Origin of the sequence: Mycobacterium sp. UM_Kg27 (genome assembly GCF_000972905.1) — a bacterium.
Taxonomy (GTDB): domain Bacteria; phylum Actinomycetota; class Actinomycetes; order Mycobacteriales; family Mycobacteriaceae; genus Mycobacterium.
The window spans coordinates 1-4188 of the sequence record NZ_JRMM01000214.1 but is presented as its reverse complement, the minus strand read 5'-3'; the positions used below and the strand labels follow the sequence as shown (position 1 = coordinate 4188).

The window sequence follows — 4188 nt, the reverse complement described above, 5'->3', positions numbered from 1 at the left end:
GATGTGTATAAGAGACAGCCTGCCGACAACCCCAGCGTCTGCCGGGCCGCCAGCTTGTCGCCGGGCCGAAACACCTCCAGGTCGACGCCCGGGTGCGCCACGTCGATCCGGCGCGGGTCCGCCGCATGCAGGGCGACGAGTTGCTGCGCTTCGTCGTCGGTGTTGACGATCAGCCGGTCCGCGGCATCGACGACCTGCTGCTCGCCGACCGTGCGCAGCGGCGGTTCCGGGGCGTCCCCGGCGGCCAGCGCGGCGTTCTTCACCCCGGCCAGGGTGTGCGCGGTGTGCACCAGCGGCACCGCCCACCGGTCCGCGGCCAGCCAGCCGACCTGACCCGACAGCCAGTAGTGCGAATGTACGACGTCGTAGTAGCCGGGCTCGTGGGCTGCCTCGGCGCGCAGCACCCCGGCAGCGAACGCGCACAGCTGGGTGGGCAGGTCGTTCTTGTCCAGGCCTTCGAACGGCCCGGCCACCACGTTGCGCACCAACACGCCTGGCGCGACGTGTTGTACCGGCGGATCGATCGACGACGTCGCGCGGGTGAACACTTCCACGGCCACCCCGCGGCGGGCCAGATGCAGTGCGCTCTGCAGGACGTAGACGTTCATTCCGCCGGCATCGCCGGTGCCGGGCTGGGCCAGCGGCGAGGTGTGTACCGACAGCAGCGCTACCCGGTGCACATCGGCTCTGCTGCCTGCGACCCCTCCGACGCCATAGCCCACCCCGTCATCTTTACAGGTTCGGTCAGGCGGACACTTCCGGGACCACGCGGGCGACCGGCCCGCGGGAACGCCGCATCGCCCCGACCGGGTCGGCGTAGAGCCCGCCCAGGGAAACGGTGCCGGCGCCGGCTTCTTGGACGCGGTTGCCGAATGCGGTGACGCGGATGCTGCGCGCTGACAACACCGAGCGCTGCGCGAAGGCCCGCTCCACCTCGGCCATGCCCTCGGGGTACTCGGTGAAACCCTGGCCGCCGACCACCAGGTCGTCGGGGTTGAGTACGTCGCGCAGCAGCGCCACCGCTTCGCCCAGTGCGCGGGCCCGCTCGGTCAGCAGTGCCACGGCTCGCTCGTCGCCGCCGCGCGCCTCGCGCACCAGAGTGGTCACCGCCGCCGACACCGCGCCCTTGCCCTCCGGCAGGAGCCGCAGCCGACGAGCCGCGGTCAACACCGCCTCATCGCTGACGGTGGACTCGAGATGTCCGGTGCCCCCGAGCAGTTCGGAGTAGACCGGCAGACCGGCGATGGTGCCGGGACCACTGGCCGGGCTGTGCACCCGGCCGCCGATCACCAGGGCGTAGCCGACCGTTTCGCGGGCGTAGACGTAGAGGCTGGTGGTGCTGTTCGCCGTGGGCCGCCGCACTCCGAACAGAAGTTCCGCCCCGGCCATCGCGTCCACGTGGGAGGCCACCGATACGGGCAGGCCCAGCGCTTCGGCCAGCACCGGCCCGACCGGCGCCGCCGTCCAGCCCAGCCGCGGGTGGTCGACGTGGCCGGTGGCCCCGTCCACTGCGCCACCGGTCGCCACGCCGACCCAGAGCGGCCGGCGCTTCTGCCAGCGCGTCAGATACCGACTGGCGCTGGCGGCCAGCGACGCCAGCGCCGGCGTCGCACCGTTGTTCGGCGTCGGAGTTTCGACGACGTCGAGCGTGCGGCCGAGCAGATCGGTGGCCACGATGCTGGTGGTCTTGGCCCCGATGTGCAGGCCCAGGGTGAGGAACGGTTCGTGGTTGACCACCACCGGCCGACGCGGCCGTCCGATCGCCCCGGACGTGGCCAGGTCGGCGCGCTCCAGCAGCAGTCCGGCTTCCAGAAGCGCACTGACCTGGCGGTTGACGGTCGCCACACTCAGCGAGGTGGCGCCCGCGATGGCTTCACGCGCGACGGGGCCGTGCTGGCGAACCGCGGCGAAGACCTCGGCACCGGCGCTGTCGGCCAGCTGCAGAGCCGGGGCTACTACCCGCGGGTGGGAACGGAGGCGGCCGGCGCGGTGGCTGGCCAGGTGAGCGGTGAGAGAGGTAGTACGCACGCGATGTCCTTGTCTGGAGAAAAATCCGAATGAGAGCCGTTTACGCCTACGACCCGGCGGATTCTCCTAAGGAGCGCTAATCGCAGCAGGTCAGGCGCAGGAACACGCGCGACAACACGCGCCGTGGGCGACCAGACAGACCGCTGTCAGAAAGCGGGCACTGCGAGACATAGCTGAGAATCTATCACGATCACTAAGGTTGACGCGATGACGACACCTGCGCGCGATCAGCGCATTGCCGTGGTCACCGGCGCCAGCTCAGGCATCGGCGAGGCGACCGCGAGAACCCTTGCCGCACAAGGCTTTCATGTGATCGCTGCGGCCCGTCGCGCCGACCGGCTCATGGCGCTGGCCGACGAGATCGGCGGCACCGCCATAGTGACGGACGTCACTGACCCGGTGGCGGTCGCGGCACTGGCCGAGGCATGCGACCGGGTCGGCGGCTCAGTAAACGTGCTGGTCAACAACGCCGGCGGCGCCAGAGGGCTGGCGTCGGTGGAGCAGGCCGATCTCGAGCACTGGCGCTGGATGTGGGAGACCAACGTGCTGGGCACCCTGCAGGTGACGCGCGCGCTGATGCCGAAACTCGTGGCGTCCGGCGATGGCCTGGTGGTCACGGTGACCTCGATCGCGGCGTTCGAAATCTATGACGGCGGCGCCGGATACACCTCGGCCAAGCACGCCCAGAGCGCACTGCATCGCACCTTGCGCGGCGAACTGCTGGGAAAGCCGGTGCGGCTCACCGAAATCGCTCCCGGCATGGTGGACACCGAGTTCTCCCTGGTGCGCTTCGACGGTGACCGTGACCGCGCCGACGCTGTCTATTCCGGCCTGACTCCGCTGACCGCAGCCGACATCGCCGAGGTGATCGGGTTCGTGGCCTCGCGGCCGCCGCACGTCGACCTCGACCAGATCGTCATCCGCCCCCGCGACCAGGCATCGGCGACCCGGGCCCACCGGGAGGGTTGACGCGTCAGCCGCCGGGCCCAGTACTGGACGTCGTCGTCGGCGTACTGGTGGTAGTCGTAGGCGTGCCCGACAACGTCGGCGCGTCCGTCGGGGTGGCCGGCGCGACGCTGGGCAGCGAGGTTCGCGCCTGTTCGGAACTCGACAACGCCGACATCGAGGCCCAGGTGTCCCAGTCCACCGCCCAGTCCCAGATATCGCCGTCGGCGTAGGACAGCTCGATCGAACTGCCGGTCACCTCGACCGGGTCGCCGTAGATCGCGCTGTGGAAGTACTGCTCGGCGTCCTCGGTCGATAAGTTGATGCAGCCGTTGGTGACGTTGGTGTTGCCCTGCGCGCCCGCGCTGGCGGGGTTGGCGTGGATGAACTCCCCGTTGTTGGAGATCCGGACCGCCCAGCGCTCATGGATGTTGCTGTAGCCGGCGGCCGGGTTGGACATGTAGAAGTCCGCGTATTTCTCGCTGACCACGTGGATGCCGTTGCGGGTGATGTTGCGGGCTTTGTCGGCCTGGCCGTAGCTGCAGGGGAAGTCCATGATCACGCCCTCGTCGCGGACCACCTGAATGCGGTGCGACGAGACTTCGGCGCGCACCACCTGGCGTCGGCCGATCGCGAAGTCCAGGGACATGTCCTGGGCCCCGTAGGCGCCGTCGCCGAACGCCAGTCCGTACAGCTTGGCGTTGACGCTGACCTTGGTTCCGGCCGGGAAGTATTCCCGGCTGCGCCAGTGCACCCGGGCTCCCTGCACCTCGTCGGGCAGCCAGGCCCAGCTGCCTTCCACCGGTGGCTCGGTGACGACGGTCAGGGCCCGCTCGACGGCCGCCTTGTCGGCGATCGGTCCGTCGAACTGCAGGATCACCGGCGCGGCGACCCCCACCGTCTGTCCATCGGCCAGCTGAAAGCCCCCGTCGATGACGGTGCTGGGCGCGACCGTGGTGATGCTGCCGCTGACCGGCACCGCGTTGCCGTCGTGGCCCACCACCGACCCGCTCCAGGTGTAGACGGAGTCGTAGCCCAGTGGTTCGGTGACGGTGTAACGGGTGCGCTCCCGATTGAAGGTTCCGGTGAGCACCTTCCCGGCGGGGCTGGTCAGCGCCACCCGCTGGAACCAGCCGTCACGGACCGTGACGCCGACGGCGGCCGTGGGCAGCACGTCGGCCACCGCTCCGTGTTCCAGCTGTCTCTTATACACAT

At 69.8% G+C, this 4188-nt stretch carries 4 protein-coding genes; 1 reads left to right on the top strand and 3 read right to left on the bottom strand.

Going from position 1 to position 4188, the window contains the following annotated elements:
- A partial coding sequence (locus LI94_RS20450) for a glycosyltransferase (RefSeq protein ID WP_046302365.1) occupies positions 1-722 on the bottom strand: 722 nt, incomplete at its 3' end.
- A gap of 22 nt (positions 723-744) precedes the next feature.
- Entirely contained in the window at positions 745-2028 is a 1284-nt protein-coding gene (locus tag LI94_RS20445; RefSeq protein WP_046302364.1) for an ROK family protein, read from the bottom strand.
- Between the two features lie 207 nt (positions 2029-2235).
- Between LI94_RS20445 and LI94_RS20440 the strand changes: the two genes are divergently transcribed.
- Complete coding sequence (locus tag LI94_RS20440) at positions 2236-2997, top strand: SDR family oxidoreductase (RefSeq protein WP_024443442.1); 762 nt, start codon at positions 2236-2238, stop codon at positions 2995-2997.
- A 4-nt stretch (positions 2998-3001) separates the two neighbouring features.
- On the opposite strand, the gene LI94_RS20435 is transcribed toward LI94_RS20440, so the two are convergent.
- A partial coding sequence (locus LI94_RS20435; RefSeq protein WP_046302363.1) for an Ig-like domain-containing protein occupies positions 3002-4188 on the bottom strand: 1187 nt, incomplete at its 5' end.